Raw genomic sequence first — 23,897 nt, forward strand, 5'->3', positions numbered from 1 at the left:
GGCCGCAACCCCATGACAGCCGGTGATCGAGGGGCGGTGCGTCCAGCGTCCTCAACTGCCGAGAGTGGGCATCAGCTGATGGCGAGCAGCACCGCCTGGCCGTTGGCCGAGGCGCGACCGTAGAACGACCGAAGCTGCGCGAAGTAGGGCGCAAGGTAGCTGTCGAAGTCGGCGTCGGTCTGCGCCCAGATCGCAGGATAGATGTCGGCAGCCGCAAGAGCCTCCGGAACGAACCGGTTGCGCAGAGTGTCAACGTCCATCGCGTCGAGGGCTGCGGCCACGGCTTGCACTTTGTCCGAGGTGAGCAGCCTAGCTGGTCCGTACCCGTTGTCCTCACCGACTTCGTCGCCGCCGAGAATGGCCGCGCCAGCGCCTTCGCTCACGTCCCACGCGGTCCCTGTGAGGAGGTAGTGAATGGCGTGCCACGACTTGTCCAGATCCAGCTCCGGGTCGGGCATCTCGTCTTCGTCATCATCGGGATCGCCGTACAGCAGCGTTTCCACCGTCGCCGGATCGTCGAGCACCTGGCGCTCGTCGGCGGTCGACAGGCGACGCCCGATCAGGACCATTCCCACGAGCGGTTCTCCTTCTTCGTCATGATGTGGCGAGGCCCGTTCGGGCTATCTACGTGCTGGCTGGCACAGCATAGGAGCCGACTGCCTTGTGACGTGTGACAAGCACTAACGCATCCGCTCATGCCGCGGAGCGCGCGCCGGACTACCGGACTCGAACCGGCTCATACCTCGCGGTCGTCAGCACGATGTGCTGGTAACGGGCTTTCCCATCCGCCTTTGCCCGGCGCGCCCGACGAGCCTACTCAAGGATCCGGCGAGCTGCCCGGGGGTTCGGCCGCACTCATATGTCGCTGAGTTCGCGCGACAACCCTGCTGCTCGGCATGACTGATGGCGGGCAAACTGCATCTGGACCGGTGGCAGAGCCGGTTCATTGCAGCGCCGAGAGTCGAAGGCCGGGCACGCGCGGACGACTCGAAGGCGCGTGGGGCCAACGGCGTCCCGCGCCCCACCAGGGGTTCAAATCCCCTCCGGTCCGCTGCTTCCTCTTCTGCCGCGAACCGCTGGCTGTGGGAAGACTGCGCTGGGATTTGATCTTGGCGCAGGGTCCCGCGATTTACCGACTCCCGCACCCAACCCGTGACGCGGAGTGCGCCGGCCCCCCGGTGCTGTTCGCTACGGATAGAGACCTGTGTCAGGCCGTCGTTCTGGATGGGAGTTCACCGAAGCGGACGGGCAGCCTCCTGCGAAGCACTCCTCGTCGGGGTCGACAGGATCATGTTCGAACTCGTAGTGGAAGCATACGTAGTGCATCTGTTCGAAAACCTCGTACTGGTCACGGGAGGTGACAACGGGTCTATTGCATCGCCGACAGCTCAGCACCGGTGAGTGCTCGTCCATCGCTCGATCTTCTCAAGGCGATGCCTTCGTTGGAATCGGATCCTCTTCTGCCGCCGTCCGCGCACGCCAGCCCCTCATGCCGCGACGGCGACTGCCGAACATTCGATCATGCCGACGAGAGCGCAACCGATCATGCCGATGTAACGGATGCCGCAACCTTGTCGTCAGTCGTCGGAGCTTCCACGAGCTCGGTACCACGGTGCGTTCAGCTGGCCGGTGATCCAGGACCGTAGATAGTCGGCCTGACCGCGGGTCTCGCGGTAGCCGATAAGAGTGCTCGCCAGACTAGTGAGCACCCCGAACAGACCGAAGCCGGCCAGAGCCAGACCTAGCCCAACCGCGTGCCATCCCCTGTATGCCGCCGAAGCGGCCGCGACCGTCGCGCCCACGAGGAAGACTCCGGCGAACGCCCCGAACAGGCAGCAAGTCAGCACCTTCAGGGCAGGGTCCCAGCCCAAGACTCCGACGAACGTGGAACCGGAATCGGACGGGAGGAGCTGACCTCTCAGCACCGGCCGCCATGTGCTTCTGGTATTCAGCTTCGCGGCTGATCGTCGGATGACGTCCCCTGCTTCGGAAGCCGAATCGCCGGACAGCCAGCGACGGGCCACCTCCACAGGCATCGGGGAGGACAAAGCGATGTGTTCGCCACGCCACGCAGCGAGCAGGTCCGTCACCCAGCTACGCATGCCGACAGTGTGCAATGCGGCGTCGACATCTCGAAGGCGTTGACTGATGTCCACCTGGTCGGGTCTTCCCTCGTGTAGGAGAGGCGCACTCTCATGCCGCTGAATGCGGATCTGACGGCCTGCCGGCGCACGAGTCGAAGCAGCTGGGATCTCAGCCGCCGTGACCTTTGCGGTCCAGGGGTGAATCTCATGCCGGCCTGGCCGTCTGGTGTTAGCGTCCGGTCGTGGCTGTCGTGGATCGTGTCCGACACGAGGAGTACTGGCCGGAGTTCGGCACAGTGGTCGTCCGTGATGGCGTGATGCCCGGTGAGGCGTATGAGTACGTTCCTTCGGCGAAAGCTCTGGAAGAGGGCGGTTTTCGGGTCGGTTTCGGGACCGTTGGCCGCGCCGGAGCCGGCTGGTTGCAGCTGAGGTGCGGCTCCGGGCCGCAGCAGGTGACTCTCGAAGTCCACGATGAGCAGCCTCCGCAAGTGGGCGAAGGTTGGGCTGAGGTCTTCGAGACCCCTTACCGGTCGGGGTCGGGGTCGATGGGTTTGACGGATATGACTGACGGTCCAGCATGGCGGGCGACGCCTTTACCGGGTGCAGGTAGCTACCGGGTTCAGGTGAGTCACCGCTGGAGGGAAGATGCAGTAGGCGAGTGGCGGTTGAGCGCCTGGCCGCAGCACCCTGAACAGCCACCACGCTGGCTGCGGCGGCCAGGCGTCGCTGAGCGCGGCGTCGACCCCACGAGCCTCGCGGCCGACGTCTTCGCCGTCGCGGCCTGGTGCCCAGGGCACGAGCTCGTCTGCACGATGGAGGATCTGGCTCAGCGACTGCTGGTCACGCTCGCCCAAGCTCAAGATGCGGTCGCCCACGCCGGCAATTGCGGCTGGTTGACGTACGACGGCGTGATCAAGGGGGACGGACACATCACACTGCGCATTCCCGGCGGCGCGGAGGTCGTTGACCCTGACGCTCCCTTACGTCGCGGATCAGCCCGGGAGGCGCCCGACCCAGACTCGTCGCCTACCTCCCACACACAGGCCCCTCACCGCATAGCTATCGGCCGCCTAAGTCATCTCATGGTGGCCCAGTATCCGCAGAACCAGACCGATCCCGGGCCACCGAACACCGATTGACCCGGACACTGCAATGCATGCTGAAGCCCGACCACCAGCAGGTACCGGCGCACTGATCTAGCCGCAACGCGTGAAGGCTCGGGCCCACCTAGTTCGAGGGGGAGATGGGCATCGCTGTGCAAGGATCCGCGGCATGACGTCATCGAGGGTGGGCAAGGGTGACCGGCTCCGTCGTGCAGCCAAGTCTCAAGCTCTCGTGCGCATCAAACGGTCTCCGCGCAACGCCGACCGAGTCCACGGCATCGTCGTCGCTGTGGGCTTGAAGTGGGCATTGATCGCGCACACCGGTGATGGAGGCTTCTTCGAGGGCTTGATCGCCATCCGCGTCAAGGATGTGGTGAAGGTCAAGAAGGACTCCTCGTTCGAGGAGCGCTTTGCCCAGACTCAGCCCGAGTGGCCGCCCACAGCCCCAGCGGATCTCGACCTGGACACGACCGCGGGTCTGCTCAGGGGGATGAGCGCGATCTCGCCACTGCTCGCAATCGAGCAGGAAAGACGATTCCACTCACAGATGTTGTGGATAGGTGTCGTCGCCGAGGTCACCAAACGGTGGCTGTGGCTACACGAAGTTCGTCCGAACGCCACCTGGCGCAAGCGGCCGCGCGGCTACGAGCTTCGCCGAATCACGAAGGTCTTCATTTCAGATCGTTACCTCACCGCCCTCGCGGCCATGGCGGGGACTGGACCCACACACTGACACTGGAGGCGTCCGCATCTGCCGCGCCAAGGGCTGTGGCGTATCGGCGGACGGTGACGCACCGTGAGCTAATGTCTGCTTTTCCTGCTCACCAGCAAACCAATGACGCTTTCGACGACCGTGTTTTGCGTGCGGCGATTGCCGCCTACCTGGGCCGCTACCGTGGCCAGTCCCGGCTTCACACAGGCTCCGACCTGCGCATCTACCTGAGCTGGTGCACCAGCCAGCACTTGAATCCACTCAGCGCGGGCCGGGCGGACATCGAACGGTACGTGCGCTGGTTGCAGGAGACCCGGTGCTACCAGCCGTCGACGGTCTCACGCCGGCTGTCGGTGGTGATCGGCTTCTACCGGACATGCGTCATCGATCAGATCCTGCCGTACTCGCCAGCCGACTACGTCCGCCGACCACCGGTACCAGCCGAGTCGCCCACACTCGGGCTCGGGCACCTGCAGTTCGAGGCCCTCATCACGGCCGCCCGGCTGTCGGGGAACATGAACGATTTCGCCCTGGTCGCGATGCTGGGACTTCTCGGCCTGCGGATCTTCGAAGCCTGCGGCGCCAACATCGACAACCTGGGCGAGGAACACGGTCATCGCGTGCTGAAGATCCGCGGTAAGGGCGACAAGCCCGTTCTGATCCCGCTACCACCGGCGGTCGCCCGCGCGATCGACCGAGCCGTCGACGGCCGTACCCACGGGCCGATCCTGCTCAACCACTACGGCGCCCGGATGGACCGGCACGCCGCGACCCGCCGCCTGAAGGCCCTGACCGACGGGGCGGGGATCCGGATCGCGAGGATGCACCCGCACATGCTCAGGCACACGTTCGTGACGACCATGCTCGACGCCGGCGTCAGCCTCCGCGACGTGCAGATCGCGGCCCGACACGCCGACCCGCGGACGACCATGCGCTACGACCGAGCCCGCAAGAACCTCGACCGACACCCCAACTACATCCTCGCCGCCTACATGGCCTCCGGCACCTGACCACGCAGCACGCGGAACTGCCGATGACAGCGTGTCGAAGTCGCCGAGTGGCGAAGCCGGATGAAATGGTCAGGGCACTAATCGATCGCACCACTTCAGGCCGTTAGGCGTTCATGAACGATATCGAGTCACGCCTGGTAAAGCCGTTCTATCTGGACATGATGGGACTCAATGCGCTTCGCTTGACGCACGAGCTGCCGGCGAGGCTGACGACCGCTGGTCACGGGATCACACCGAGCGACGTCAGTTGGATGCTCAGGACGGGCCCATGGCGACCAGTTGTCATGGGAGCTTGGTTCAGCTTGGCCCTTCCGACTGAGTCGGTCCAGGGTGATTTGCTCGAGGCGATGGCGCAATCACGGGGTTCACTGACGGCTCCGCCTTTGGCCGCCGCGGCGGCGGTCGTCATCGGTCCGGCTGCAGTGCCTTCGATGCTCAACTATCTCGATTACATCATGGCGCCAGCCCTGCGTGACGGGTCGGAGGATGTCGTGGCGGTCGCCGTGAAGCAGTTGGGCGGGGAACCCCCTCTCATTCCCACCGACGAAGGGCGCCGAGCGTTTCAGGGCCTCCACGCCTTTGCTATGCGCTTGCACGAAGCGTGGCGGGTGCACTGATCTGCCGCCGAGCACGCGCGGCGGCCGGGAGCGAGCCGGCACGCAGCGAGACGCACGTCGGGGTCGGCCCGAGGCACGCTCGTGCCGAGATGAGTGCGTGGAGTCCTCCAGCACTCTCACCCAGGAGCGTGTACGCGCGACGGCTCTCCTAACCGCGGCGTCCTCTTCTTTGACGACTCCACGAGATCCTGCCTCCAACGCTCACAAGTCGGAGCGGCTGGCTGGCGCCTTGCGCCGAATCGACAACACCACTCTTTCACGCCACCGATACTCAAGTCGTGCCGAACTCACCCAGGCCGGAACGTCGCCCCAAGGCGAGGCGATGACATTGGACAACGAACTGCTGACACGCGCGATCGTCATATGGACAGGACGGGGACGTAATCCCTGGCCCGAGCGCGATGACGAGGCTGTGGTCACCACCTTCGGCGATGATCTTGGCCTGGACCTGTTGGCGCGAGTTCGCACCCTCGCAGATGACTTCTACAGCTCGAAAGCCAACGTCGAGGCTCCCGACATCTCTGCGATGGGGAAACAGGCGGCAGCCGAGTTCCACGCGAGGCATCCTGATATCGGAGAGGAGGCCGTCCGAGCCCTCGCCTGGTGCTACACATATGACTTCAAGTGACATCCGTGGCGGTGTCGCTCGCCTCGTCGGCCTCTTGACGAGTCTGTGCGAGCGGCATCCGCGCTGTCAGCCCAGCAGGCTCAAGGCACGTCTAGCCAAGCCGCGGACGCGATCCCAGTCCTCGTGAGCGAGCCCATCGACATGCCACAGTTCCGCATTGTGTTCGCCGCTCATCGCCTCGAGCCGGACGCCCAGCTGCTCCAGTGCTGGCAGTGCAGCGGCGTTCAACCAGCCCAGCTCGATGAAGGCCGGCGCGAGCTGGAAGCCATCGTCGAATTCGAGAGCCAATTCGTCGACAGGGCGGCCGGTGCCGGTGAATAGCTCGTGCAGCCAGGCCACCTGCGCGTCGGGCGGCAAGGCGAGGACGGCGACGCTTCGCACGAAGGCGACAACCTGCGCAGGACTCATCTCGGCCACCTGGCCAGCCTATGGCTGCGCCCAGCGCCGCGATGTCTTGATCGAGTGCACTGTTCTGCCGCCGACAAAGCGCGGTCAGACGATGCGCCGGGCATCCAGCAGGGGGCCCGGGAGTCGATCAGCCGGAGTGCGATTCAACATCAGACTGCACGCCCCTCGACACCGTCGGCAGCGTTTACCCTGCTCAACGCCCTCATTCGCCGGAGCGATGGATATCAGGGTCGAGGGTTTCCAAACATCGGCCCAGCTCGCCGGAACCGCGACGAAAGCTCGCCACCATGACGCATTGTCATGCCGATGCGCGTATGCCGGCCTGGACGCGGCGCTGGCCGTTGCTCGCGATTCTCCGCATCCACCCACGCGACCAGGTCCTAGCCCAGGGGGCGGTCGGAGAAGGGGACGAGCGGTTCGGCGGTGGGTCGTCTCAGCGGGCGGAGGGGGTGCTGTCGGTGTGCCGTTTGCCGGTGCAGAGTTCGTAGGTGCCGATAAGGCCTGCGATCAGGAGCGCCATGGTCCAGGGCATGAACAGCACGGGAAAGATTCCGTCATCGACCTGCAGGATCTGCCCGCTCGATGCCGGTTCGCGGGCGACCTTCACCGCGAAGACGGCAGCGAACAGGCCCAGGACGAACGCGAGTGCGGCGGCGGTCCGCGCGGCGGGGTGGCGTGGTCCGTGGAATCCGCGGATACCGGCGGCGGCGACGAGCAGGACGAGGGCTGCGGTGCCATATCCACCGGCGGCCCACTGGTAGTCGCCGCGGTCATAGTTGCCTGCCATGCCCGCGGTTAGCCACATGGGGAAATAGCCGACGATCAGGCCGTTGAGCGCGGTGGTGAAGATCAGCCCCCACCACCACACCGATCGCTGGAATCGGCCGGGTCTCTTGGGCGGGCTCTCAGGTGGGAGCATCACGGACCACATTTCGTTCGGGCCGGTAGTGACCTATGGGTTTCGGCGGAGAAAATGCGGTGCCGCCCGGGTCCTATGCAGAGCTCCCCATGGGCGGCTCCCGTCTCCGCGGGGCTCACCGAGTCGAAGCCGAAGCACCTGAGTGGCGAGCTTATTCAGGTGGGCCGCACAGTGGCCGGCGGCCAGGTGGGATCTCCCCAGGGCACGATGAAGTAGGTCCACGAGGCCCTGATCTCGAGGATGTACCGGTACCTGCGGGAAGCGGCGGGCCACCACGAGGCTATATCCGCCTTCTCGACCTGGAAGAACGGCGCTGGCGGATCTTTCGGCGCGGTGTCGCTGAAGTCCGGAGGCTGAACCATCCGGTCGGTCGCGCCCCAGCCGGCCTCCAGCCGTACCGGCGAAGAAGTGTCCACGGTGACGTACCCCAGCCATCCGGGGATATCTTCGAAGCGGAACGCAGGGGGCGGACCGGATGGATCGATGTTCTCGGGGTGAGAGATACGCCTGAGACCGACCGATGCGGCAACCTCGTCCATGGCGGTCATCGACGCCGCAGCGTTACGGTCGGTCCCGAAGTAGTAGACCTCCGCTCGGCCGCAGGACAGTCGATCCGACGGCCCTTCGAGGAACAGCAATGGGCTGTGCCCAGTTGCGCATCCGTCGGACCACCCATTCCCGAGAGGGACCGCGTCGATGGCGCCACCAAGGAGAGAAACACGGTGCGGCATGACTCTCGCGGCTTCCTCGCGGGTAGCCTGCGCTGCTGGACTGTTGGCCGCCTCTGTCGCTTCCTCCGGGCTCGGCGCGCACCCCGCCAGCGCGACTGCGGCGACAAGCACCGACAAGGCCCGCATTGTCGCGGACCGCTCAGCTCGCCGGAACGCCGACAGGCCCTTTGGCCCGCCTGAGATCAAGGACACGGTCGAATATCGGCAAGTCCAAGGTGTAGCTGAGCATTCACCCAGGACGACGCTGTGGTCCGTTGGCGGTCATGATCACCGCGTTGTCTGGCCGCTGTGACTCTGCATGGGAGTGCGTCATACTGCTGCGGCGGTCTTCTTTCTCGCAGTGCGCTTGGCGGCCTTGGCGGGCTCGCCGGTCTTCGCCTGCCGGCCGCGAGCGCGCTTGTCGGGCGTAGCGGTCGGGGCCTTCTTGGCCGCCTCATACGCGTCGACCACGCTGGTGGGGATTCGGCCGCGGGCGGACAGCTCGTACCCGTTCTCCGCGGCCCACGCGCGGATCGCCTGGTTATCGGCCCTACTAGTCCGTTGAGGGCTTGGGGTGAGGCCGGGGCGCCACGTACCGGCGCCCCGGCCGACGCGGGTGCCCGCGTCCATGTAGGGAGCGAGAACTCCACGTAGCGCATTGGCGTTCTTCTCGGACAGATCGATGGTGTAGTTCCGACCGTCGACGGCGAACGAGACCGTCTCGCTGGCCTCGCCGCCGTCGAGGTCGTCGATAAGTTTCTGGATGATCTGTCTTGCCATGGTGTCTCCCCTGATGAGGATTTGTGGGCCATCGCCGAGCGAGCAGATTGACGCGTAGAGCACCGCCCCGCCGGAGAGAGCCATGCGCGGTCGCCGACGCTATTCCGTATTCTGCACTCTATACAACCGCCCGCGCATCGGGAACGCACATTGCGCTGGGTCTCACATCGGACCTTTCCTGAGTGTCTTCGCTCCGGCGCTATGCCGTGACGGTCGCAAAGGCATGGCCGGGCCGCAGAGCTGCCCTTCGACAAATGCCCCCGCACGATACTTTTCTCAGTCCCAGGCTCGGCCAGACGCGCGAGACCGAAGTCATTCGCAACAGCCCCCCGTGGCGTAAGAGCCCCACATCATAGGTGAGCCCCACCGGCCTGAACGCCCCGTCACCGACGGCGGAGTACCGCACACACCGCGTTGCCTGCTTCGAACTCGACGGTATTCACCAGCTCGAAGCCTGCCGGGGTGAGCATCTCCGTCGCCGCAAGCACTCGAGCCAGACGCTCGAACCAGAAGCCCCGGGTCGCGGCAACCACTAGATGCCCGTGTGGGTAGGCGCCGAGGTCGAACCGGCCGGACACGACAGCTTCCGCGCTGACCTGGAAGGTCTGCGCGATACGTTCAGGAGTCTCGGCGGGCATGACGCCACCCTAGTCAAGGCCTCCACAGTAGGACGCAGCCCGATGGCCATGACCGCCGCAGCGAGTTGTCCGTGTGACGCCGATACGAACACTTGGGTCAGACGTGGCGCCCAGGATCTCCAGCATCGTCCGGACAGCTCCGAACTCGCAGCGATCGCCGAGCTCCAGAGGTGCACTGCGGACCGCAGCCGGGGCTGTGCCGGCGAGTTGCTCCAACAGTTGTTCCACCCCCGGGGCGTTGCCGACTGCCATCTTCGTCGCCGGCCCTTCGATGGCAGCTGCAGCAGCGGACTCACCTCGTAAGCCTGATAGATCCTCGCTACCACCGCACTGTTCTGGCTGCGGTCGTACTGCCAGTCAACAAGTAGCCGCAGATCGGGCGTCACCGCCGCGAGCTCCGCTGCCTGTCGGACACGGGCCGGCTGTGGCAGCCTGATCGTGTGGATCAATCAGCATGGCCGGAGGTGTCTGCGGCCGTCGCCGCCGCGCCCTACCCGGTGCAGGTCCTGCCGGCCGATACGGAAAGGGCCACCGCCAGTTCGGAGGCACTGGGCATCAGCACACGATCGTGGCTCGGCGTCGTGGTGGCAAATACCGGGGGCCCGCTGGTGGACCACGGATGGGTTCGCGTACTTGGCTGCGGACATGACCGCCTACCGGACATCGTGACCCAGGTAGATAACGAGGCCGGCGTCCTCACCGTCGGCTATGACGTCATGGGCGGCCAGTTCGTCTGGATCCAGGCCGAACCAGGAGCGAAGCCGACCGTGCACTACTTCGGTCCTGATGATCTGGGTTGGCGGGACTTGGAACAGGGGTACGCCGAGTGGCTGAACGCAATACTGCGCGGTTCGCTCAACCGGTTTTACGAAACCCTGCGATGGCCGGGCTGGCAAGCCGACGTTGAAGCCCTCGGCCTCGACCAGGGTTTCAGCGTGTGGCCACCGCCGTTCACCAAGGAGGGCAGCGACCTGTCCGCCGTCTCCCGTAAAGCCATCCCCATGGCTCAGCTGGTCTCGTTCTACCACGATGCCGCACGACAACTCGGCGGACCATCCCAGTAGGCGACAAACCGCAGGGCAGATTCTGAAGCACTCGGCCAGGCCGGTCGCTGCTACCTAGATCGGATGCACTCATTTGCCGCAATTCGGGCAGTGAACTGCGGCGTCGTCACCCTCCGCCCGCGCCCCACACGCGATCGAACTCGGCTTCCGTGATCTCGAAGTCGCTCCACTCATCGCCAGAGTCGTAGACGCTCGCTTCGCCCAGACCGCCGTAGCGGTCCTCTTTGTGACTGCGGTCGTAGCGCAGAATGCGGCCAGCGTCGTACACCTCGACCTGGCGAACGGGCCAGCCGTCATCACCGACCTCGAAGTACCAGACTGAATGGCCCCAGCCGTCGAATTCATCGCCTCGGGTCTCGTCCCAGCGACGGCGATAGAAGCGATTCGGCACAGCCGAAGGGTACCGTCGTGTGACGCCCTCATCTGCGGCCGTCCGTGCGCGTGGAGCAAGTCGGGGTCGGCTGCTGGGGCGCTGGGGAGTCATGCCCGGGTATCTCGTTTGCCCGATGCGCCTTTAGTGGCACGCATTTTGGCATATCGGCTGACCTAACCGCCTTATGCTCCGCTGGTGCTTGAGCATCCCGCCCCACCTCGTTCGTACGCCATGCGGATCCTCCTCGCCGTACTCACCGATGTCGTCGCTATCGCTGGCTACCCCCTGATTGCAGAAGCCATCACTGTCCTCACCCGAAGTGACCTCGCGGGCGGCGTGACATCGACGCTGCTGCTGATGTTGGTGACGGCATGGTTGGCACCCAAAGTCTCCTACCGCCGTCGAGATGCGCTGTGGTGGATCACCGGGATCGGTGGACTCTGGCTTTGCCTGATCCTCGCCTGGCGTCTGGCATACCTGCCGCACAAGGACTGGCCACCGCGTGACGACGAACTCCCTCACGCCGTCTATCTTCGAGAGCCTTCGTACGCCGGCGTTTGGCGAGACGGCCGCACGACAACGGGGTCCTGAAGGCCCCGCGGCTGTCAGTACAGGCGGAAGCCGCGCTCATTTGCCGCTGAGTTCGCGCGACCCACCCTGCTGCTCGGCATGGCTGAGGGCGGGCATACTGCATCTGGACCGGTGGCAGAGCCGGGTTATTGCAGCGCCGACAGTCGTAGGCCGGGTACGCACGGACGACTCGAAGGCGCGTGGGGCCAACGGCGTGCCGCGCCCCACCAGGGGTTCAAATCCCCTCCGGTCCGCGCTTCCTCTTCTGCTGCCGAGCGTGCGCGCCGCCCACAGAGAGCAGGCACGCGGTGTAACGCCGACGCGGGCCGCACACTGCGGGCGCTCGTGCCGAGAAGGGCCGTTTCGTCAGAAGCCCCGAAAGACCCCGTCCGTCCCGGCACCTTCAGCGAACTCGTAGAAATCCATGTTGGCGAGGGAAGGGTTCGCCTCGAGGGAGGCGATCTCGCGTGGCACCGACCGAAAGGGCCTGGAGTCGTCTCGCTTGTTCAAGTTGACGACCAGGATGGGGTAGTCGGGCGGAGACATTGCCGCCGCGTCGGCCACGAACACGACAGGATGTCCGTAGTCCTCGGGATACAGCCTCGGGAATCTCTTCGCCAGCGCGGCTTCGTCCAAGCCGGCTAGCGTGCGGTCCTCCACGTACTCGACATTTGCCTCGTAACCTTCCGCGTTGGGGCGGTCGACGGTCTTCTTTATCTCTTCCCAGGTGTCGTCGTCCGCGAAATCAGCACGAATGAAAGGCACGCCAGCCGTGGGTGGAAGACTTTCCATAGCGGGACTCCTCGATCTTTTTGCCGGGCCGGATGCAACCGGCGTGGAGGCAGTGCCCGACGCTTGATCCGGGCGGCCCCGCCTGGCGCATCCGACAACACTGAACGTCAGGGAGACTACCGGCGCCCTGAGAATCACTCGACGATCCACGGTCGCATTAGATCAGGTTGATCCGCCCTGTCTAGCCTGGTCGGCAATGAGTGGCATTACCGCATTCGGTGCCGAGAGGCCGTTGCACTCTTCTGCCGCAGGTATCGCGCGTTAGTCGACAGGGGTTCGCTCATACCAATGAGCGGAGACGCTACTTACATCACGATGGCCTCTTCCGCTACGGCTGGAAGGCGATGATCAGGGCTGTGAGGAACGTACCGAAGCAGAGGAGGTATCCGAGGCTGATTCCCAGCGCTCGATATGGCGGACGCAACGTCAACGAGCCGGCGGCGATGACCGAGCCCAGCATCGCCGCCACCGCAGGACCGCCGACGACGAATTGCTGACCCGTGGCTGTGCAAAGTGCGTACCGGTCCGAATCTCCGCACTTGTCGCTGGCGTACGGGAGGATGAGCACGCTGAACAGCGCGGCGGCGCCGCCCGTGAGCGCGAGGGATCACGACTGCCGCGACCGCCCCGCCAAACCCACCGGTCTGTCTGTCGCGTGGGTTTCCACCCGCGAAGAGACGTGGCCGGGGCTCGTACACCATCCGCACATTCCTATCCGGATGATCCGCCATAGTTGGGTTTACGGGACATCGCCGGTGTACTCGGCGGGCCGCTGTCCGCGCGCGGCCTCGGCGAGGTGGGTGGGAACGTCTGAAGAACTGACGAACTCGCCGGCGGGGACGCATTCTTCTGGCGCCGTGAGCGCGCTGGCCGCAACCCCATGACAGACGGGTGATCGAGGGGCGGTGCGTCCAGCGTCCTCAACTGCCGAGAGTGCGACCGCCCCTAAGACCACGCACGTCACGCGGCGTCCTCGTCCGGGACGGTCCTTCCCGTCAGTGATCGCCGACGCGGGAGCGGCAGTGGACTAAACTGCCGCGTCTTCGCCAAGCTTTCGATGATTCTTCCCCGCTCAGTGGGCTTGGTGCCGCGAAGCGCGAGGAGCGCGATGACGATGACTTGAAGGGTCCGAAGCGCGACTGCGGCAGCAGAGCCAACGACGAGCCAGAGGCCGGGATCTTCAAGGCCCACGACATCCGCCCTCTCGGTCGGCTCATCCCAATGCACCCCGCGCGCCGCTCGCTTGAGCGACGCCGCCGCTGTCCACATCCACCCTGGCGGAGGCAGTGATCCAACACAATGGATGCAAGCAGATGTCGGGTATCCGACAGAAGATTGGCACTTTCTTTGACGCCCGGTTGCCGCCAGGTGCCCGTTAGTGATTCCGACGTAGTTTCGAAGGAGGCTGGATCAGCCTCACGCCTCCAGGGTCACAGACAAAGTCACTGAACACAGTGAGTGAATGGGAAATGTGACCGCGGTCTGCAGCGGACGCGGTCGGCCAGGCAGGTCGCTCGGCGTGTTTCCGGTTCCCTCGACGACGCCAAAGATCCTGCCTCCGCCGGCCATGAGGCGGCGTTCCCGTCTACCGTCTGGGTAGATCCGGTGCCTTGCGGGGCCTGAACCAGGTAACGGCGAGGAGGGCCAGCAGGCCTGATGTCTGAAGGACCCAGAAGCTGGCATCGGACCCCATCCAGCCGGCGGCATGCCCGATCCAGACAAAGGGGGTCACCAAGCAAGCCAGCCCCAGTAGGAACCAAAACGCGGCAGCCGCGAACACGCTGTGCCAGACCCGTCCGGTGGACTTGATCGTGGGTGCATCGCCACGTACGAGGACGCGGGCACCCCAGCCGACGAAGGCCAGCCCGACCAACCCCCCAATCAATGCCTGCACACCCATGACCCGAGCCTATGAGCCCTCGGACGAGGCGCCTCGTTGTCCCCATCGAAGGCGGATGAACCCCGAAAGTCCGAGGAGCGTCAGGCCGAAAATGAGCGCCGCGAGTGCGCCAGCATCTCCAAGACGATAGGCAGCCCCGGTCATCATCGAGATGATCATCCACCCGAAAGCGCCGCTCAGGATCCGGGCCGCACCGTCCGCCAGGAGGACGCCCGACTGACCGCGACGCTGCGCGCGGCGTCCGCGGGCCATCTGCCAAAGCCCGTAGACGATCACGGAGGTAGAGAGGACCGCGAGGGCCAGCAGCATGAGCTGGTAAACAGCCATGAGCCCTCCTCGCAACCCGCTCGTCGTTCGCAAAGCGCCGACGATAAACGGATGACCAGCGCTTTTGCATCCGTCGACCCAGCCGACCAGTCCCCCCGAACGGGGGAACCCGTCCAGAGGGCCGCCGCCCAGATCGGTGTGTTTCTGTCTCTCTCGACGACGCCTGAGATACCCGCTCCAGGACGTATCGGCGGGAGGACGGAACGGCCCTTCCTGGCCAGCGACGTCCGTGTGCCGGTGGAACCCGCGCCGATCAATCTCACGCCAGCGAGGCACGCATGGTCAGGGTTGGCCCTCGTCCGGGACAGACCTCGCCGTTCGGGATCCGGATCAGCGGGGCTAAGGCCCGGTGACGTCCAGGTCGACGAGGAAGCCACGGGCCTGCCACTGCTCTGCCGGCAGCCGGTCCCGGGCCAACTGGAAGTACTCCTCGGGGCTCATGAACTGCATGGTGCCGGGCTCGGGTTCCCAGTCGTACGGCACCGGTTCGCCGTCGAATGACGGTTCGTCGCGCAGGCGTGTGGGGCAGGCATCAGGAACGTCGGTCAAGCGCACCGCTCCGGGCCGTCGGATCCACTCGCTGGTGCCGCGATCGTGTAGATCATGCACGACCCGAACCCGCCGGACGACGCCTACCGTGACGGGTAAGTCACCGAGGACCCCCAGGGAGGCGTCAAAGCCCAGACATCCGTCGAGCGTGACGTCACCGGCCCGATGATCGCCGCCCCGGATCGCGCGCAGATCCCCGGCCTCGACAAGTTGCGCCCAGGGGTGCCCGTCGAAATCGAGCAACGTGCTGGCCCGCACAACGACCCGGTGCAGCACCAGATCGTCGGGGAGATCGGGGTCGTCGAGCCATCTGAGGCGGGTCGAGACCCGTTCACTCAGTGCCCACAGGGTTTCGCGAGGAGCGGTGTCGAGGAGGACGGGCCAAAGCATCGCTCCATCGTTTCACCCGCCTTGATCGTCATGGCGGCGACATCGCTACTCTGCGCGCAAGGTCAACTCAATCGCGCGGCCATGATGCACGTGGCCACCTGCAGATCATGAGTGGATCTCTGCGAGATCTTCCGTACCTATTTCTGCAATACAGCAAGTACCCCGACAGGTAGTTGTTCGCGGTGGCCGTCAACGCCTCACCGACCTGGCCGAGGTAGCGCTCGAATTTGCTGAACTCGTCGACCCGCGACGCCCGGACTCGCTCCAGCGACGCACGCAGCAAGATTCCGCTGCGTCATAGGCCTCAGCCTGGCGAACGGGCCAGCGGGCACCGTACGAGGTACCGGGACGAAACTGCGGTTCGAACACATCGATACTGGCCAAGATGGCGAGGTCAACAACGGCAACCGGATTCTCGTGCCCGATCCGGCGCAGCAGCATGACAAAGCCGGAGCCGTCACCATCGGGAAAGCAGCCAGCACCAAACCCACCGGCGAAAGCGCCGTGGACCTCACTCCGACGGTCGACGTCACACGGCTGCAGGAGGTCTCCATCATGACTCCCTTCACCGGCGATCACCGATAAACGACTCGTGCGTGGGAGGCAACCACGCCTCCCACGCACCTCGCCGCGCCATAGTGTGGAGATCGTGACAGGCTACGGTGCATCAACGGTGGGCGGCCGAGATCCGATTGCCATGTTTGGGCACGTTGAGGAGCGAGACGGTGTGGTGGTCCAGTTCATGCTCGGCGGCGAGGACGCGCTCGACACGGTGGACAACGTCGACGCGCACATCTACTTGCCTGATGGCACCCACCGGTACGCGACCTTCTTCACTACCGAGGCGATCAACTCGCTTCTGCGTAAAGACGCCCGGACTGGGGAGACGGGCGGTGGCCGGTACTTTTGGTGCTCGGATCAGGTCATCGTCCCCCGGCCCGGCGTGCCGGCGATGATGGAGGCGGTTACGGAAATGATCCGGTCCGGCGACATCGCCTTCATATGTGGTCTGGTGGACGATGGCTCGGAGGAGCAGGGCCCCGCCTGACGTAGTACGGAACCCGGTCGGCGTCGTCCGGCCGCCGAGGACCTGATCCGGACTCGGCGCGCTCAGGCACAGACCATCATGTGCGACACATCAACTCCCGGTACGCGATCACCGTGGGCGTGTCCGCCGTGTCGGTTCGGGCGCGTAAACCCCTACGGGCGTCATAAGGCTGTTCCCGCGACGAATCTCCGAATGATGCGGCGTTTCGAAATTGCTCCGGACGTCGCATTCTTGTCTGGTTTCGTTGATGTCGCGCTACGTATGCGCGGGTCGGGTGCGGGCACAGGTGCTTCAAGGATGACGTCATCCCCCGCCCACGCGGATGCTCAGGTGGTGGGCGCGGAGGTACTCGGCGATCTCGACGGGCTGCCAGAAGGTTTGGGCGTGGCCGGTGTGCCGGGCGAGTTGCGCGGCCACTGACCGCAGTAGGCGGTATTCGCGGAGATACAACAGCTGCGAGCTGTCCGCGGGACGTGCGCTGCGCAGGCCGTGCCGGCACCGATAGCGGGGTGGCCGTGAGCCCATTGCGATTCGGTCCGGCGGCCGCAGAGCTCGCAGAGGACCAGCCCGCCAACAGGCCCGGGACGCCAGCCAGCTTGCGAGGCGGCCGAGCAGGACGCCCGTACCAGCCGCGAGACTGCGGACGGGCTGCGCGCGGAACTCGCCGGCGTCCGGCAGGAGCTGGCCGACGCCGGCACCCGGGCGCAGGCCGCCGAACACGAGGCCGCCGACCGCCAGCGCGCCCTGGGCGAGCTGACCGCCCGGGCCGAGCGGGCCGCGGCCGAGGCCGCCGAGCAGCTCACCGCGGTAAGGGAGGAGCGCGACCGGGCGATCGAGGCGATCACCGCGCTCGGCCGGCGGGCAGCGCCAGGCCGAGCAGGACGCGGCCGACGCCGAAGACCGCGCCGCCGCTTTGCATCGCCAGCTCGACGACGCGCGCGCCCGCTCTCGGGCGGGAACGTGACCGTACGGCCACGGCCGAGGCCTCCTGACCGCGTTCACCGCCGCGCTGGCCGCGGGCGGGTTCACCCGCGACCAGCCGGGCGACGGCCGCTGACGGCGCCGGGTCGTACCGGGGCCCCACCTGTTCAAGTCCGGTCTGACGCTGCGGCCGGCCCCGTCGTTGCCGTCGTGGTGGTAATTGGGCAGCATGATTTCATGGGTGTCAATGACGGGGGCAGTCGTTCTCGCGGCAGGCGTGGTGGAGTCGGTGGTTCGGGCATTGCCCGCCTCTTCGCAGCCGGGTGGGGTGAGCGACCGGTGTGCGGTCGTCGGCTCCTGGCCGTTCTTCTATCCGTCGGAGCGGTGTTGAGCGTGTCCGCATGTTGGGGGGCTGCCTCGCCGGAGAGCCTTGCCGGACCGCCGTACTTGGTTCACGACGCTCGGCACCTCGAGAAGTACCTGATGCTCCGGCCGAGCGGCGCCGAGCAACCGCAAGAGGGGCCATCCGACTTCGTGGTCTCGGTCGGTGACGCGACGGCGATGTTCGCCGAGTCAGAGGTGGGTGAGAAAGTCACGCAGGAGTTCTACGAGGGAAAGGGGCGGGCGTTCACCGATCAGCGCGGCGGCAGGGTGGTTGTCGCGGTGCTCATGTTCCGGTCGGACACCGCGGCGCAGGCGTTCATGGCCCAGTACGCCGCGGAGAACGACGCGCGTGAGGTGCCAGCGTCGGACATGAACGGGATTACGGGCATTCGGGACGTGGTCCGCACCGACGCCAAGAAAGGTGAGCCTGTCTTCACGGCCGGCATGTTGACCGTGGGTGACGTGGTCTCCATCGTCATCGACCGTCAGCCCAAGCCCGTCGACGCGGGCGTACTCCGCGGCTACCTCAGCAAGCAGCACGAATTGGTGTCGAGCATCTGATCATGGAGGACTCCGTCGGGCCGGTTCGCGGCTGATGCCGTGCAGCGAACGCCACCGGCATGGCAGCTGGACGCGAAACAAGCGCTTCATTGATGACGCGCTTGCGCGCGGAGGGACCGTCCGCCTCGTCACTAGCCCCGACATGCCACTTTACGAACAAGGAAACGGCTTCCAACGAGAACTGAAATACCTTCAAGATAAGGGTTATAGTTGGATAAGGAACGGAAATTCCTGGCTTGTGACACCCGGACGAAATCCCTAGGGTCAACCGGGCAGGCTCGCAACTTCACCACATCGATATTCAACTGGAGTCATTTTGGGCAAGAAGGGTTTCTCCGCGGTCGTGGATGCGTTCTGGGACGAAGCTTCCGACGCGTTCGCCTTCCTTGCTAGCGAATTCGGGTTGAATGGCCCGGAACGATCCAACCTGGTAATATCAGCGATCACCTTCACCGGCCGAGGTAATCGTTACGAGATCATGCTGGATACCCGCGAGAAGGTCGTCGACACGAGCGTAGAAGTCGAACTCGAGACCAAGACGCTTGACGCGCCCCTTCAAAACCTGGTGGCAGCAGCTGGCCTTGGCGCACCGAACCATGTCACGTCAAAAGCGGCCACGCTGAGCGGCCTACGACACACGCTCGAATTGCACGCCCGGTACGTGAGGCTGCTGGTGCCCCACATGACACCGGAGAAAGTCGTGGATCTCATGAGGGCGGCGGACGCTCGAGAATGGACTGGCAGCTGACCGCCAAACGGACCCTTAAATCCGGAGGTCGATCTCGGGGGCGGGAGCTCGCCGCTGACCCTTCCGCCCCGGTGCACGCCGCTAAGTTGCTGCCGCGCGAGACCATGCCCACCCGAACGGCAGCCGCCGTGGCCGCCAGTAGTACAGCGCTTTGGTGAGCCGACCGTCAGCACCTTGAAGATCGCCGGTGGGGTCTACGCCGAAGAATCGGTCGCTTACGAGCACGGCATCCGCCGCGTACATGAGGTCAAGGTCAAGTCCGAAACCTCGACCGGCACGGTCTCCAGCCGCATCTACGACTGGGAGATGAACCGCAACCTGCTGTTTCTCCCCGACACCCCGAACCGGGCAAAACCACCCCCCGACGACGACGTCATTCACCTACGACGCCGCCGGGAACATAATCACCACCCCGGGGGGCAGACCCTCGCCTGGGACAGCGAGCTGCCCACGAACTCGACGACGCCGCCGACGATACGACCCTTAACAAGAGCATCGCCCGGCTATGGCCGGCGTCATCCATCTCTGCATCAATGCAGGTGTTTCGTCAGCGTTTGTGCTGGGCCCACTGCTCGCATTGCTCGCCGTACTGCGCCTCGCGGCTCCCATCGTTGTCGATTCGCCTATCGGCGCGCCAATGATGTTCACCGTCGCCGGTCTCGACGTTCTTCATCACGTACGACTCGAGGTTTGCCCGGTCTTTGCGGACCTGAGGGTTGTCCTTGGCGTGGCGCCAGTAGCCGTGGTCTGTGCAGAACGTCACGGTTGCCTGATCCGGGCCGTTCTTCTCGACGCCCATGAATTTGACCCAGATCGGACCGACCAATGGGTTGTCGACGGACGAGGAGTTCGCGAACGGCGCTAGAACCTTCTCGTAGAATTCGTCGGTGTAGAGGAACCGTCCGATCGGAATGATCGGTGTCCAGTCGGTCGCCTGCCCCTCCCAGTACATGAACGCCAGGCTCCGCCGAGCAGCGAGGACCTCGTCGGCGACTGGCGCCCCCGCCAGATCCCAGGTGATCGGCACATCCTTGGTGCCGTCCATCGGCACTCGCCGATAAGCTTCGTCGAAGGTCATGGAAGGTTCGGCGGGGCCGCTCGAGGTGGCTGAGGGTGGGGTCTTGTCCACGGGCTGGTCGTCGGTGCAACTCGCCGTAGCAAGACCCACCGTCACGGCGACGACGGGTACAGCGAGCATCTTCAGGCACGGCGAGTCTGCATGGGTTCTCACTTGAGGATGTCTCCCGCCCACTCGTAGCCGTTCTGATAGGCCTCTCCAGCGTGGGTGGCCGCGTTACCCACCGTGCTCTGCCCAGGCCCAAGTTTGTAAGCCTGCCAGTCCTGATACTCCTTGTCGGTCCACTGGCTCACCGGCTTCAGGCCGTCGTCTCCGGTGAAGTTGTCCGGCAAGTTGTCGAGTTTGCCGCTGTGGTAGAGGGCCATCTCGGTGAGGTCGACCGTGGTAGTGCGGCCGGCGCCGAGCATGGCCCCGACCTCGTAGGTCGCCTGGCCGTGGTTGTCGACCTTCGCCTGTTCCTCGGCCTTGGTCATCAGGTCGCTGACGAACTCGTTGGCCAGGTCGCCGACCACGGGTACCGGAATCCTCCCGGTCGCCTTTCCCATGACCTCATCGACCACACGACCGACGATCTTGTACCGGTCTTCGACGCCCTGGTTGTACTTCTCGTCCAGCTCGGCGCTGGTCGCGTGGTGGGTCTCGGACGCCCCGAAGTCGAGAGCGCCCAGCACGCTGCCGTGGCGGTGGGCGACGTTCTCCATCGCACGGAGGTTACCGCTGAGGTCGTCGTGCGGGTTTTGCTTGCCGGACAGGATGTCGCTGTATTGGCCCGTGGCGTAGGCCGCTTCGGCCTTGGCGATCGTGTCGTGCGCACCGGGGTCCTTGCCGAGGTCGGCCAGGAATCGCACCAGATGGTTACGGTCGACGTTGACGTGCTGGTCGGGTACGGGGTGCCCGTCGGCGATGTTGAGGTTCACGTCGCCGATGTACGCCGACATGATGTTGCCCATCGAGCCGCGAAGCTGCGGTCTGATCACATCGGTGGTCGCGAAGTCACCGGTCTTGCCGTGGCCCGGGGTTTCGCCGTTGGCGTAGCCCATGGCCTGCTCGTCGACGTTGCTCTCGTAGATGATCGACTCGACGATGCGTCGCGCGTCCGGCCCGGGGTGGTCGGTCGTGGCGTGTTCGAGAGCGACGCCGAACTTGTCGAGAGCGCCGTTCTTGTAGTCCCCGCCGTGCTCCATGAGCTCCACCGTCCAGCCCGGCCCGCCGGGGACGTCCGCGGTCGCGCTCCAGTTGCGGTCGGTGAGCAGGTAGTCGAGCCGGGGCAGCCGACCGCCGTCGGGGCCGTCGCCGGTGTAGCTGGTGACGCCCGTGAGCAGGTCTCGGGTGGCGTCTCCATTGCGCGACAGGGCATCCATCAGCCCGTTCATCGGGTCGTAGCCGGCCGGCACGGTGTTGTCATCGTGGCCCTGGGTCCAGTCCAGGCGCAGGTTCTCGCCACGCGCCTCGGTCCATAGGGCGCTGTTCTTGCCCTGTGACATCTCGAAGTCGGTGATGTCGCCGCCCACGGTGGACAGGAATTGGGCGTCGTAGTCGCCGTTGTGCAGCAGCGGGCCTAGCAATTGGTAGCCGTAGACGCCCTCCACGTGCCGCGCCGGGCTGGAGGGGTCACCGATGTCCATCTTGCTGCGCCCGGCGACCATGAGGTCGGACACCCACTGGCTCGACAACTCGTACTCGCCGGGCACGTACTGCTCGCCGTGCGGGCCTGATTTGGTGCCGGTCGCGTGGGTCGCGGTGCCCAGCAGCGCGCCGAGATCGCTCTGCAGATCCCGTACGTCGTCGGCGATGTGGCGGTTGAATAGCATGCCGTCGGCATCTTTGCCGGGGTAGTCGAGCTGCAAGGTGGCCAGCGTGCCGCTGAGCTCCAGCAGACCCTTAGGCCCGGGGTCGTTGAGGAACTTATAGGCGAAGATCTTGTCCTTGCCGTACGCCTTGACTAGGTCCCGCAGCTCGTCAAGCTCTGCGGTAGTCGGCTGGTACGTCGGATCCTTGATCTTCTTCGCCAGCTCCTCAGCCCGGGCGATCTTGTCCGGTGGGGCGGCCCCGAAACCGTACTGAACCGACGGTACATTGCCGTTGATGACGGTGGCCGTCGCCTCGTCCTGCGCCTGCGCCCGCTCGACGACCGTCCGCAGCTCGTTGAGCAGCTCGCCGGTCTCCCGCCCGGTCTGATCCAGGTTGCCACCCATGTACGCGGACGCGGGCGCGGTAATCGTGCCGGCCGCGACATCCACGGTGTACCCGGCCTGCCGCGCCGACGCGACAATCCCCTCAGCCAGGTTCCGCAGCGCGACCATCGCGTACGCATGCTCGTCGAATGCGTCGCCCATACCCTTCGCCGGCAGATACGTGTTAGTCACCTCACCCCTCAGGCTGGCGACCTTCTCCGCAGCGGCGGCTGAGCCGGGGCCACGCGACCACGCCTCACCCAGATCACGGGTACCACTGATCAACTCATTCGAAGCGTCATCAACACCCTGGGCCAGCCGATGCCATGCATCGGCCGCGGAATGCCACGGCCCCTCATCGAACCCGAGCACATCCTGCAACGTCATAGCACTCACCGGCCCAGCCCCGCCCCGCTGCGCCGCACCCCATGAGCATTCGCCTCGTCAGAGGCCCGATAATTCTGCGCCGCGGTAACCAGACTCTTGCCGCATTCATCGACTTCACCGGTAAGCCGCCGCAAATCGGCAAGCCACACCTTTTCCGCGGCCCGCGCCGCAGCAGCGGCTGAAGAACCCGACGGCCCCGCGGGCGCTAGCCCGTAGCCGGCCGCCCTTACCGCCTCCCGCAACGCCTCGGCGACTCCCGCCACGTTCCTACTGATACCGCGCAACGCCTCGACATCAACCTCGAAATCCCCCGCTTGCACCAGCACCCCCCGTCCGACTGCGAACCCGGGCCCTACCGGAGCGACCAGCCGGACATCATGCATCGGCTTCTTGGTCGCGGTGTTGCCCGGGCAGGCGATAACTGACCCGACAGCTCGCTGTTACGGTGCGCTACGAGGCCCGTTCGTCGCTGACGGTCAAGCCCTGACTCTAAGCTGCACAAACACTCCAGCGCGATGATCATTACTTGCCGCTGATGCTAACGCTTGGTGGGGATTTCGGGGGTACGCGGGGACCGGCCATCCGTGCGTCGACCGTCTCGGGCTCACCGGCGGGCAGGTCCGCGGCCGCCGAGGCGGCGCCGACGGCACCGAGGTAGCCCACTTCCTCGAGCGCGAAGACGACGCCCGCGCGATGCTGCAAACGCATGCTCAACCCCGCCTTCCGAGCTGTCGACTGGGCGAAGATGTCGCCACATCAACGGCGATAGCCGCGTTGCCTGTCGTCGCGGCAGCGTATGGGGCAGTGGAGCCGCGGCGCTCTCGTGCATGGCCCGAAAAGACGGGGGCGGCTCCACTGCGGTGATGCGCCAACCCGTCGCACTCGCCATGCAGCCTGCTATCTATGGGACCGGAGCTGGCCTCGAGCGGGCCGCGTCGCTTGCTTGTGTAGTCATGCTCGTGCGGCAAACATGGCTCTCCTGTACGGGTGGGCAGGATCGGTGACGTGGACCGCCACGCGGG

The 23,897-nt window shown here is 65.4% G+C and carries 27 protein-coding genes, 2 tRNA genes and 1 pseudogene; 12 read left to right on the forward strand and 18 right to left on the reverse strand.

Annotated features, from left to right (window positions below; all coding sequences use genetic code 11):
• Positions 1 to 71: 71 nt before the first annotated feature.
• Entirely contained in the window at positions 72 to 569 is a 498-nt protein-coding gene (locus tag ACIBO8_RS13430; protein ID WP_396115639.1) for a YfbM family protein, read from the reverse strand.
• A 354-nt stretch (positions 570 to 923) separates the two neighbouring features.
• On the opposite strand from ACIBO8_RS13430, the gene ACIBO8_RS13435 reads away from it, so the two are divergent.
• A tRNA-OTHER gene (locus ACIBO8_RS13435) sits at positions 924 to 1,051 on the forward strand.
• A gap of 526 nt (positions 1,052 to 1,577) precedes the next feature.
• Here ACIBO8_RS13435 and ACIBO8_RS13440 read toward each other — a convergent pair.
• A complete protein-coding gene (locus ACIBO8_RS13440) occupies positions 1,578 to 2,102 on the reverse strand; it encodes a hypothetical protein (protein ID WP_396115417.1) in 525 nt (174 codons plus the stop codon).
• A gap of 224 nt (positions 2,103 to 2,326) precedes the next feature.
• On the opposite strand from ACIBO8_RS13440, the gene ACIBO8_RS13445 reads away from it, so the two are divergent.
• The 5 genes from ACIBO8_RS13445 to ACIBO8_RS13465 all read left to right on the forward strand — a co-directional run bounded on the left by ACIBO8_RS13445 (position 2,327) and on the right by ACIBO8_RS13465 (position 6,154).
• Complete coding sequence (locus tag ACIBO8_RS13445; RefSeq protein WP_396115418.1) at positions 2,327 to 3,223, forward strand: hypothetical protein; 897 nt, start codon at positions 2,327 to 2,329, stop codon at positions 3,221 to 3,223.
• A gap of 133 nt (positions 3,224 to 3,356) precedes the next feature.
• Positions 3,357 to 3,920, forward strand: a complete 564-nt coding sequence (locus ACIBO8_RS13450; RefSeq protein WP_396115419.1) for a hypothetical protein — start codon at positions 3,357 to 3,359, stop codon at positions 3,918 to 3,920.
• 53 nt (positions 3,921 to 3,973) lie between these two features.
• Positions 3,974 to 4,909, forward strand: a complete 936-nt coding sequence (locus ACIBO8_RS13455) for a tyrosine-type recombinase/integrase (RefSeq protein WP_396115420.1) — start codon at positions 3,974 to 3,976, stop codon at positions 4,907 to 4,909.
• Positions 4,910 to 5,022: 113 nt separating this feature from the next.
• Entirely contained in the window at positions 5,023 to 5,526 is a 504-nt protein-coding gene (locus ACIBO8_RS13460) for a hypothetical protein (RefSeq protein WP_396115421.1), read from the forward strand.
• 322 nt (positions 5,527 to 5,848) lie between these two features.
• Positions 5,849 to 6,154 carry a hypothetical protein gene (locus ACIBO8_RS13465; protein WP_396115422.1) on the forward strand — a complete coding sequence of 102 codons (306 nt, stop codon included), beginning with the start codon at positions 5,849 to 5,851 and terminating at the stop codon, positions 6,152 to 6,154.
• Between the two features lie 66 nt (positions 6,155 to 6,220).
• Here the strand turns inward: ACIBO8_RS13465 and ACIBO8_RS13470 are convergent, their stop codons facing one another.
• The 5 genes and pseudogenes from ACIBO8_RS13470 to ACIBO8_RS13490 all read right to left on the reverse strand — a co-directional run bounded on the left by ACIBO8_RS13470 (position 6,221) and on the right by ACIBO8_RS13490 (position 9,609).
• Positions 6,221 to 6,571 carry a hypothetical protein gene (locus ACIBO8_RS13470; RefSeq protein ID WP_396115423.1) on the reverse strand — a complete coding sequence of 117 codons (351 nt, stop codon included), beginning with the start codon at positions 6,569 to 6,571 and terminating at the stop codon, positions 6,221 to 6,223.
• 424 nt (positions 6,572 to 6,995) lie between these two features.
• The gene (locus ACIBO8_RS13475; protein ID WP_396115424.1) at positions 6,996 to 7,430 is read right to left on the reverse strand and encodes a hypothetical protein; all 435 of its coding nucleotides are present in this window, start codon (positions 7,428 to 7,430) and stop codon (positions 6,996 to 6,998) included.
• Positions 7,431 to 7,636: 206 nt separating this feature from the next.
• Complete coding sequence (locus ACIBO8_RS13480) at positions 7,637 to 8,029, reverse strand: hypothetical protein (RefSeq protein ID WP_396115425.1); 393 nt, start codon at positions 8,027 to 8,029, stop codon at positions 7,637 to 7,639.
• 615 nt (positions 8,030 to 8,644) lie between these two features.
• Positions 8,645 to 8,971 (reverse strand): annotated as a pseudogene (locus tag ACIBO8_RS13485) (Lsr2 family protein); the annotation flags it as partial.
• Between the two features lie 383 nt (positions 8,972 to 9,354).
• The gene (locus tag ACIBO8_RS13490) at positions 9,355 to 9,609 is read right to left on the reverse strand and encodes a hypothetical protein (RefSeq protein WP_396115426.1); all 255 of its coding nucleotides are present in this window, start codon (positions 9,607 to 9,609) and stop codon (positions 9,355 to 9,357) included.
• Between the two features lie 440 nt (positions 9,610 to 10,049).
• On the opposite strand from ACIBO8_RS13490, the gene ACIBO8_RS13495 reads away from it, so the two are divergent.
• Positions 10,050 to 10,673, forward strand: a complete 624-nt coding sequence (locus ACIBO8_RS13495) for a DUF2625 family protein (RefSeq protein ID WP_396115428.1) — start codon at positions 10,050 to 10,052, stop codon at positions 10,671 to 10,673.
• A 106-nt stretch (positions 10,674 to 10,779) separates the two neighbouring features.
• On the opposite strand, the gene ACIBO8_RS13500 is transcribed toward ACIBO8_RS13495, so the two are convergent.
• Complete coding sequence (locus tag ACIBO8_RS13500) at positions 10,780 to 11,064, reverse strand: hypothetical protein (protein WP_396115429.1); 285 nt, start codon at positions 11,062 to 11,064, stop codon at positions 10,780 to 10,782.
• A 177-nt stretch (positions 11,065 to 11,241) separates the two neighbouring features.
• Here ACIBO8_RS13500 and ACIBO8_RS13505 point away from each other — a divergent pair, with 177 nt between their 5' ends.
• Positions 11,242 to 11,637, forward strand: coding sequence for a hypothetical protein (locus ACIBO8_RS13505; RefSeq protein ID WP_396115430.1), 396 nt, complete (start codon positions 11,242 to 11,244; stop codon positions 11,635 to 11,637).
• Between the two features lie 105 nt (positions 11,638 to 11,742).
• Positions 11,743 to 11,870 (forward strand) — tRNA-OTHER (locus ACIBO8_RS13510).
• Positions 11,871 to 11,982: 112 nt separating this feature from the next.
• Here the strand turns inward: ACIBO8_RS13510 and ACIBO8_RS13515 are convergent.
• The 5 genes from ACIBO8_RS13515 to ACIBO8_RS13535 all read right to left on the reverse strand — a co-directional run bounded on the left by ACIBO8_RS13515 (position 11,983) and on the right by ACIBO8_RS13535 (position 15,574).
• Positions 11,983 to 12,408, reverse strand: coding sequence for a DUF6924 domain-containing protein (locus ACIBO8_RS13515; protein ID WP_396115431.1), 426 nt, complete (start codon positions 12,406 to 12,408; stop codon positions 11,983 to 11,985).
• A 328-nt stretch (positions 12,409 to 12,736) separates the two neighbouring features.
• Entirely contained in the window at positions 12,737 to 12,976 is a 240-nt protein-coding gene (locus ACIBO8_RS13520) for a hypothetical protein (RefSeq protein WP_396115432.1), read from the reverse strand.
• 1,017 nt (positions 12,977 to 13,993) lie between these two features.
• Positions 13,994 to 14,308: a hypothetical protein gene (locus tag ACIBO8_RS13525; protein WP_396115433.1), complete on the reverse strand. Its 315-nt coding sequence runs from the start codon at positions 14,306 to 14,308 to the stop codon at positions 13,994 to 13,996.
• 9 nt (positions 14,309 to 14,317) lie between these two features.
• Positions 14,318 to 14,635: a hypothetical protein gene (locus tag ACIBO8_RS13530; RefSeq protein WP_396115434.1), complete on the reverse strand. Its 318-nt coding sequence runs from the start codon at positions 14,633 to 14,635 to the stop codon at positions 14,318 to 14,320.
• Positions 14,636 to 14,974: 339 nt separating this feature from the next.
• Positions 14,975 to 15,574, reverse strand: a complete 600-nt coding sequence (locus tag ACIBO8_RS13535; RefSeq protein ID WP_396115435.1) for a hypothetical protein — start codon at positions 15,572 to 15,574, stop codon at positions 14,975 to 14,977.
• A gap of 649 nt (positions 15,575 to 16,223) precedes the next feature.
• Between ACIBO8_RS13535 and ACIBO8_RS13540 the strand changes: the two genes are divergently transcribed.
• Positions 16,224 to 16,622: a hypothetical protein gene (locus ACIBO8_RS13540; protein WP_396115436.1), complete on the forward strand. Its 399-nt coding sequence runs from the start codon at positions 16,224 to 16,226 to the stop codon at positions 16,620 to 16,622.
• 841 nt (positions 16,623 to 17,463) lie between these two features.
• On the opposite strand, the gene ACIBO8_RS13545 is transcribed toward ACIBO8_RS13540, so the two are convergent.
• Complete coding sequence (locus ACIBO8_RS13545; RefSeq protein WP_396115437.1) at positions 17,464 to 17,706, reverse strand: hypothetical protein; 243 nt, start codon at positions 17,704 to 17,706, stop codon at positions 17,464 to 17,466.
• Positions 17,707 to 18,026: 320 nt separating this feature from the next.
• On the opposite strand from ACIBO8_RS13545, the gene ACIBO8_RS13550 reads away from it, so the two are divergent.
• Positions 18,027 to 18,488: a hypothetical protein gene (locus ACIBO8_RS13550; protein WP_396115438.1), complete on the forward strand. Its 462-nt coding sequence runs from the start codon at positions 18,027 to 18,029 to the stop codon at positions 18,486 to 18,488.
• Between the two features lie 316 nt (positions 18,489 to 18,804).
• Positions 18,805 to 19,236 (forward strand): hypothetical protein, encoded by a 432-nt coding sequence (locus ACIBO8_RS13555; protein ID WP_396115439.1) that lies wholly within the window; start codon positions 18,805 to 18,807, stop codon positions 19,234 to 19,236.
• A 547-nt stretch (positions 19,237 to 19,783) separates the two neighbouring features.
• Here the strand turns inward: ACIBO8_RS13555 and ACIBO8_RS13560 are convergent.
• The 4 genes from ACIBO8_RS13560 to ACIBO8_RS13575 form a co-directional block, all read right to left on the reverse strand.
• On the reverse strand, positions 19,784 to 20,314 hold the full coding sequence (locus ACIBO8_RS13560; RefSeq protein ID WP_396115440.1) for a hypothetical protein: 531 nt from the start codon (positions 20,312 to 20,314) through the stop codon (positions 19,784 to 19,786).
• Positions 20,315 to 20,463: 149 nt separating this feature from the next.
• Positions 20,464 to 22,680: a hypothetical protein gene (locus ACIBO8_RS13565; RefSeq protein ID WP_396115441.1), complete on the reverse strand. Its 2,217-nt coding sequence runs from the start codon at positions 22,678 to 22,680 to the stop codon at positions 20,464 to 20,466.
• 200 nt (positions 22,681 to 22,880) lie between these two features.
• A complete protein-coding gene (locus tag ACIBO8_RS13570; protein WP_396115442.1) occupies positions 22,881 to 23,201 on the reverse strand; it encodes a type VII secretion target in 321 nt (106 codons plus the stop codon).
• A gap of 196 nt (positions 23,202 to 23,397) precedes the next feature.
• Positions 23,398 to 23,583 carry a hypothetical protein gene (locus ACIBO8_RS13575; protein WP_396115443.1) on the reverse strand — a complete coding sequence of 62 codons (186 nt, stop codon included), beginning with the start codon at positions 23,581 to 23,583 and terminating at the stop codon, positions 23,398 to 23,400.
• Positions 23,584 to 23,897: the final 314 nt, after the last annotated feature.

It is taken from the genome of Actinoplanes sp. NPDC049681 (assembly GCF_044465265.1).
Classification (GTDB): domain Bacteria; phylum Actinomycetota; class Actinomycetes; order Mycobacteriales; family Micromonosporaceae; genus Actinoplanes.

Coding starts and splice junctions, on each gene's coding strand:
- ACIBO8_RS13480 (WP_396115425.1), bottom strand. CDS start 8,029: ATGACCGCCATGGACGAGGTTGCCGCATCGGTCGGTCTCAGGCGTATC.
- ACIBO8_RS13535 (WP_396115435.1), bottom strand. CDS start 15,574: ATGCTTTGGCCCGTCCTCCTCGACACCGCTCCTCGCGAAACCCTGTGG.
- ACIBO8_RS13575 (WP_396115443.1), bottom strand. CDS start 23,583: ATGCGTTTGCAGCATCGCGCGGGCGTCGTCTTCGCGCTCGAGGAAGTG.
- ACIBO8_RS13430 (WP_396115639.1), bottom strand. CDS start 569: ATGGTCCTGATCGGGCGTCGCCTGTCGACCGCCGACGAGCGCCAGGTG.
- ACIBO8_RS13550 (WP_396115438.1), top strand. CDS start 18,027: ATGCTCCGGCCGAGCGGCGCCGAGCAACCGCAAGAGGGGCCATCCGAC.
- ACIBO8_RS13450 (WP_396115419.1), top strand. CDS start 3,357: ATGACGTCATCGAGGGTGGGCAAGGGTGACCGGCTCCGTCGTGCAGCC.
- ACIBO8_RS13525 (WP_396115433.1), bottom strand. CDS start 14,308: ATGGGTGTGCAGGCATTGATTGGGGGGTTGGTCGGGCTGGCCTTCGTC.
- ACIBO8_RS13530 (WP_396115434.1), bottom strand. CDS start 14,635: ATGGCTGTTTACCAGCTCATGCTGCTGGCCCTCGCGGTCCTCTCTACC.
- ACIBO8_RS13515 (WP_396115431.1), bottom strand. CDS start 12,408: ATGGAAAGTCTTCCACCCACGGCTGGCGTGCCTTTCATTCGTGCTGAT.
- ACIBO8_RS13490 (WP_396115426.1), bottom strand. CDS start 9,609: ATGCCCGCCGAGACTCCTGAACGTATCGCGCAGACCTTCCAGGTCAGC.
- ACIBO8_RS13440 (WP_396115417.1), bottom strand. CDS start 2,102: ATGCGTAGCTGGGTGACGGACCTGCTCGCTGCGTGGCGTGGCGAACAC.
- ACIBO8_RS13465 (WP_396115422.1), top strand. CDS start 5,849: ATGACATTGGACAACGAACTGCTGACACGCGCGATCGTCATATGGACA.
- ACIBO8_RS13560 (WP_396115440.1), bottom strand. CDS start 20,314: ATGACCTTCGACGAAGCTTATCGGCGAGTGCCGATGGACGGCACCAAG.
- ACIBO8_RS13460 (WP_396115421.1), top strand. CDS start 5,023: ATGAACGATATCGAGTCACGCCTGGTAAAGCCGTTCTATCTGGACATG.